The 6,417-nt window shown below is 56.0% G+C and carries 4 protein-coding genes; 1 reads left to right on the top strand and 3 read right to left on the bottom strand.

What is annotated here, in order from left to right; translation table 11 throughout:
• Positions 1-137: 137 nt before the first annotated feature.
• Both ACF8AM_RS10215 and ACF8AM_RS10210 read right to left on the bottom strand, forming a co-directional pair.
• Positions 138-611 carry a DUF1579 domain-containing protein gene (locus ACF8AM_RS10215; protein ID WP_392555543.1) on the bottom strand — a complete coding sequence of 158 codons (474 nt, stop codon included), beginning with the start codon at positions 609-611 and terminating at the stop codon, positions 138-140.
• A gap of 91 nt (positions 612-702) precedes the next feature.
• Positions 703-1,581 carry an SgcJ/EcaC family oxidoreductase gene (locus tag ACF8AM_RS10210; protein WP_392555542.1) on the bottom strand — a complete coding sequence of 293 codons (879 nt, stop codon included), beginning with the start codon at positions 1,579-1,581 and terminating at the stop codon, positions 703-705.
• Between the two features lie 844 nt (positions 1,582-2,425).
• Here ACF8AM_RS10210 and ACF8AM_RS10205 point away from each other — a divergent pair.
• Positions 2,426-4,276 carry a phospho-sugar mutase gene (locus tag ACF8AM_RS10205; RefSeq protein WP_392555541.1) on the top strand — a complete coding sequence of 617 codons (1,851 nt, stop codon included), beginning with the start codon at positions 2,426-2,428 and terminating at the stop codon, positions 4,274-4,276.
• Between the two features lie 242 nt (positions 4,277-4,518).
• Here the strand turns inward: ACF8AM_RS10205 and ACF8AM_RS10200 are convergent.
• Positions 4,519-6,417, bottom strand: a 1,899-nt coding sequence (locus ACF8AM_RS10200) for a DUF4159 domain-containing protein (RefSeq protein ID WP_392555540.1), incomplete at its 5' end; no start/stop codon positions are given.

The raw sequence follows: 6,417 nt of genomic DNA, 5'->3' as shown, positions 1-6,417 counted from the left end.
TGACCCCCGCCATGTGTTTTCAATGTATTTTTTTGGTGTTTGTTTCATGTGGGTAGTTTTTATTTGTTGGTTAAATTTTCTTGTATGGGTGCGTTGGTCCACTGCGATCAAACCTGACTTTTGACTTTGACAAACCACTAGCAACGTGTGTGCTTGCCACTCATGAATTCAACCCACTGTCCGTTTTCGTCTTGCAGTTCGCTGGTCATCATCCACGCGTCTGCATCGAGGATGTGAATTGTGTCTCGATAGTTCGCTTTTCCTGACCCATCGAAAGCGGGACCACGCGAGCTCAGTAGCAACTTTTTACCGGACTCATCCAAGCAGCCTTCGTAGGGCCAAATGTTCGACATCATGGATCCTACAAAGGTTCCGACATAGTGACCTTCGGCTGTGTCGAACCCCAGCGTCATGATTGATGACCAAGGTTCACCTTCAGCCGATGCACCGCTGCTCTCGCAGATCACCCACATGCCTCCCAGCGAACGACAAGACATTTTTCCGTGGGTGGTCGAAGTGGAACCGTCTGGCATTTTGCAGTCGTGGTTAAACTCCCATTCGCCGAGAATTTGCTCGAGCCATTGGTGTTCGGATTGTGGTTTGGCAAACATAAACAGAATCAATGTTGAAGGAGGTGGGGCAAACCAAAACAAATATTCAAACCATCGCAACGCGGATTCGGTGCGTCACGATCGTCGATTCTCAAGTGCAGACATCTGTACCATACGAGGGTTCGTCCAAAACAGCGGGATCTTTGATCTTCCACGCCTCATTGGTCATCGGATTGAAGGGCAACGACACGTGTTCGTGCAACACCCGCCACTGCCCTTCTTTCTTGCGAAAGCAAATCGACACCCTCATCCACGACTGGCCGGCGGGGTGATCCGCCACCTCGGTTTGAAATTGATGCAGTCCGTGCACGAAAGCGACATCATCGCCGACCTCGAATGTCAGGTCGTGATGTACCGATTGGAATTCAGGAAACTGCGGCAAGCAACCTTCCCAAAGCTTTCGAATGTTCTGTGGTCCAACGGTTTTGTACGGTGGAATGCCGCCGTACAGCACAGAGTCCGCGGTGTAGTTCGCGACCAAACCGTCGTAGTCACGAGCCTCCAACGCCTTGGTCCATTGATGAACCATTCGTCGTACTTCGGCTTCCGCGTCGTTCTGCAATTTCTTTTGAATGTTGGCTTCTTGTTCTCGCGATTCCGGTGTCATTTCGTCACCGAAATCTTCCAGCTCAAAAATCGGGCGAATCTCGATGTCCGAGTCTTCCACCATCGGATTGGGGCAGCGGCGCACCCAATCGATCGCTTCGCTCATCGAACTGACTTCCCAGATCCAATAGCCGGCGATCAATTCTTTCGTTTCCGCGAATGGTCCGTCAGTCACCGTTCGGTCGCTTCCGTGAAAGTGGACGCGAACTCCCTGAGAGCTCGGCTTCAGTCCTTCACCGGCTTTCATGATCCCGGTTTCGACCAACTTTTCATTGAAGTTCCCCATGTCGATCAGCAGTTTTTCGTCGGGCATCTTCCCTGCTTCTGAACTCTCGGACGCCTTCACCATCACCATGACTCGCATTGATTTTCCTCCATCGGGATGTTTGCTTCACTCGAAAAATGTTCACGTGCAACGAATGAATCACCTTTCAAAACCACCGGGTTGGGCGGTGATTCTTAGGTAGTCGATTTCGTCTGGCCACGATCGACATCAGCGGCCAAAAAGAATGCAAACTTTTTCTTTGAAGGTTGTTCCAAATGTTTTTCAAAGTTGCAGGTTAGGTTGGATCGTCGTGGACGAGGCGACGAGACCTTGATTTTGACACCAGTTCAGGACTTGTCGTCTCGTTCACTACCCTAAAGGCAAGCCGTGACAGCCCCCCTAGCCCGTTTTGAAGTTGCGCTTTTGCGTGAGGCATTGGGTTTTTCATTCCCCGACGCGTCAGCGAGGCGAAGTCAATATCGTTTTTCCCTCGCTGACGCTTCGGGTTATGAAAAAACTGACGCTTCGGGTTATGAAAAAGCTGACGCTTCAGGTTTTGAGAAAAACGCAACTTCAAAATTGACGCGTCGGGGGGCCTTTGCGACGGCCTTGGAAGGCTCATCGTCCGGGATGCGAAGTGGGGGAGCGTTTGAGACGGGGAGACAGGTGGCGAGCGATGCGATGGGGATGGCTTTCGTCGTTCGGGACGGAATCCCCGGGATGGATGTCACGCGTCGGGGTGCCCCGCTAGGTCCACTCGTTCTTGCGGCACTCACAGCATGCGGCTTTGGGAGGACGAGGCGGTCTCGGTTGGGGGCCAAAACCGACCTGGCGACGGTTGGCTGGATTGATGAGACGTTAGGTGGTGAGGCCGCCGGTTGGGGCGTAGAATCTGGGCCCACTGATTCGACCTGTCTCCCCGCTATCCCGGTGCGATTCCATCATGACTTCTGGTTCTGACTCCGCCTCGTCCCCTTCCCTGACCGTCGACGAAGCCTTGGCCGCGATTGATCAGGCTTGCCAAGAAAAGAAATTGACCGCGGGGGCGGTGGAAAACATTCGAGCTTGGTTGACCGAGGACCGGTACCGCGAATATCGCGGCCAAACGTTGCAGCACATCGCGGACGGGAATTGGCAAAAGCTGGACGATGTTTTCTGGACAGTCATCCCGTTTGGTACCGGCGGACGCCGCGGGCGGATGTACGAGATTGGTTCCAACGCGATCAATGACCGGACGATCGGAGAGAGCGCGCAGGGGTTAGCAGATTACGTCGTGGAGTATCACGGCGGTGCGAAACAACTGTCCTGTGCGATCGCCTACGACACGCGGCACAAATCTCGTCACTTCACGGAGTTGTGTGCTGGCATCATGGTCGCTGCTGGGTTCAAAGTTTATTTGCTAGACGATTACCGAGCGACGCCGCAATTGTCCTTTGCGGTTCGTCACTTGAATTGCGATTGCGGCATCATGGTGACGGCCAGCCACAACCCACCGAGCGACAATGCGGTGAAGGTTTACTGGTCGACGGGCGGTCAAGTCTTGCCGCCTCACGACAAGGCCATCATCGATCGGGTGATGAGTTGCCAAGAAATTCGTGCGACCCCGTTCGCAGAGGCGCTGGCCGATGGACGCATCGAAGTGGTGACCGAACAAATCGACGCTGCGTTCTTGGACGCTGCTTCCCAGTGTGGCTTCGAAGGGTCACGAGACGTCAAAGTGCTTTATTCGCCGCTGCACGGTGTCGGCGAAGAAGCCGTGATGCCGCTGATGAAGCGAGATGGTTTCACGCAAGTCGATGTGTACGAAGGCCACCGCGAAAAGAGTGGTGACTTTCCGAATGTGCCTGGCCATGTTTCGAACCCAGAAAATTCGGCTGTCTTCGAGGCCCCGATCGAAACCGCTCGCGCTGGCGGATACGATTTGGTGCTGGCAACGGATCCCGACTGCGATCGCTTGGGAGTGGCGGCACCGCTGACAACCGATTCCAGTGGCGAATGGGGAACCTTCACCGGGAACCAGATCGCGGCTCTGCTGGCCGATTATGTGCTGGAGCAAACCGCCAGAGCGGGCAAGCTAACCGATCGCTCTTACGTTATCAAAACGTTGGTGACAACCGAGTTGGTTCGCCGGATCGCCGAATCTCATGGGGCACGCTGCGTCGGCGAGTTGTTGGTCGGATACAAGTACATCGCTGAAGCGATGGACCGCGAAGGTCCGGAGGATTTCGTGTATGGTTGCGAGGAGTCACACGGTTACCTCGTAGGCACCTACGCTCGAGACAAAGACGGCGCGGTCGCCTGCATGTTGATGGGCGAGTTGGCGGCGAAGTTGAAAGCCGAAGGCAAGTCGATGCACGAATACATGGCGGACTTGTACCGCAAGCACGGCATGCACCGAGAAAATTTGATCAATGTCTTCATGGAAGGCAGCGAAGGGATGGCGGCGATGCAAAGTCTGATGAAAGCGTTCCGCGCCGAACCGCCAAAATCACTCGGTGGGATCGCAGTGGCTCAGGTTCGCGACTACGGCAGTGCAACCACTTTGAACGTTGCCGATGGTTCCACTTCGTCCTTGGAAGGCCCCAGTGGAAACTTGGTCATCATGGATTTGGAAATGGACGGCAACTACGTCGCCGTTCGGCCCAGCGGTACCGAGCCCAAGGTGAAGTTCTATGTCTTCACTCGCTTGGAAGCCGCCGAGTCCCAGGACTTGGATGCCGCGGACGTGAAGTTGTCCGACCGGATGCGTGCCATCGAAGAAGACGTTCGCGACTTCGCCCGCCTGCACTCTTGATGTGGTCCAAGGGGTGATCTCCCGGCGATGCCCCTGGTTATGTTGAGCAAGGCCGTTGGCCATTAGAAGAAAGAACGCAACTTCAAAGAGCGTGAGCGAGGGACGCACCGAACTTTCACGACGTCCCCATCCGGGGCGAAACGCAGACGCCAGCCACCTTTTGTTCTTTGAACGTCCCCAGGGAGGGTGAAATAAAACTGCACGACCTCTGCGGGGGCGGTCCAAGCGAACTCCTCAACGGTTCAGCGATTGAGCGAGTAGAGGACCAGGCCGGCCAGGATTCGGGCGGCGTCGGTGGTGTTGTAGCCGGGACACTGGACCGAGTTTTGTGACTCGAGTGCGCAACTGAGATCGAGCGGTGAGAAATACACCGCCGCTTGATCGTCGACTTGCATCAAGTCGACGATCGGTGTCGATCGCACGCGGCTGATTTTGAGCGTTTGATTCTTTTGACGTTCGCCCGTTTGATTCGGGCGACGAATCGTGACGTCGCTGAGGTCATAGCCGCCGTAGCGAGTCGTCCACGCGGGATGCTCTTTTTCCATCGGCTCGAACGATTCGCTGGGGAACAGTTCGGCGAGTTGAGTGCGGATCGATTTTCCAAAGGCTTCGCTGCCGCAGATGGGGCTGGCGATGATGATGCCGCCTCGTGAGGCAAAGGCTCGCAGAGCATCGCGTTCGGAAGGTTTCAGTTCGACCGCCGTTTGTCCGTGCAGATACAGCACCCCGACGCGAGCCAGTGATTCCTCGGTCAGCTCGATTGGATCGTTCACGGCGATGACTTCGATCGCCAACTTTTCGCGAATCAGGGTCGCGGCGTTGGGGAGTGCGCGCAGGACTTGTTTCTCTCCGGCACCCAAGGCACCCACTGCGATTGGAATGGCGCCGCGGGTGGGCGGCGGTGCGGTCGAGCCATCCACGATCGATGCCGCGTCCAGTTTGTTTTTGAGTTCCCGGCCGGTGGCGTAAGCGATGATGTTTTCGCCGATCGAAATCCCGGCTTCGATTTGCGGGCGGATCGCGGCGGGCATGTCAGCGTTGCGAAGCAGGGGACCGCTGTGTTGCCATCGGCACGACAGGCTGCGGGGGGAATAGAACACCGGCGTTCGGCAACACGCTCCGACTCCGTAGACCCAGTAGTCTTGGCCGATCGCGGCGGGATCGACCGGGCGTTCAGCGAACCAAACTGGATGGGACGGGGGCAATCGCTCTAGCTGGCTGCCGGGGAACCATCGTTGGCTGAGGTCGACCACGCTGTCTTGAAAACCCTTTGCGTCGCCGCAGCCATCGCCCCCGATCGCGTCAAACAGGATCGTGCCACCCTGGTCGATGTACTGTTTCAATGTCGCGATCAGTTCGTTGCTGAACTGAAGTCTTTGTGAGCCACGAATGACGATCACGGGGGCTTGCAGCAGATCGGCAACCGTTGCGCCTTCGGCTTGGATGGTTTGCCAGGTCAGTTCTTGTGACCAATCGCGTTCAACGTGACGAACCAATTGCTTCAGCGAGGTTGAAAAAGCCAGGGATGCGTTGTTGTTCGCATCCAAGGTTTGAAGCGAGGGGTGATCGAGTTGTCCGACGACGACTTGCCTTTTGCCTTTGGAGAGAAACAGCAACGCAAATGAAGTGGCGACGTCACGTTTGCTTTCTGCGGGCCCCGATCCAGTCCAAAATCCGCGAAAGGCGTCCTGAAGACCGACCAAGTGTGCGGCGCCCTCGCGATACCAATCGTGGCCGCTGATCAAGCGCCGTCCCGACAAGCGTCCGACTCGTTCGATCGCGTACAAGTAATAGAAATCGCTGGACAGCGTGCTGCCTGGGTTGGTTTCGACGGTGAAGATTTGCGAGAGGAACTGAAATCCTTTTTCGATTGCAGGGTCGCCTGTTTCTTCATCGCAGCAACGCAACGTTTTTTGGTCATGATCGAGCGTGTTCAAAGCGTCTTGGGCGATCAGCAGCGATCCGATGCCGGCGCAGGTCATGCTGCCAGTCGGATCCTTGGATTGGTACGGCCAACCGCCGCGACGAAATTGGAGATTCCGCCAATACGCTTGGGCTCTTTGGAAGACGGTCGGGTCCACTTCGACACCTCGATTGACCGCTTCGCCGAGAGCCAGCAACGCGAATTGGCTGTTGGACGG

Origin of the sequence: Rhodopirellula sp. JB055 (assembly GCF_043100905.1) — a bacterium.
GTDB lineage: Bacteria > Planctomycetota > Planctomycetia > Pirellulales > Pirellulaceae > Rhodopirellula.
This window is presented reverse-complemented; position numbering and strand designations above follow the sequence as displayed.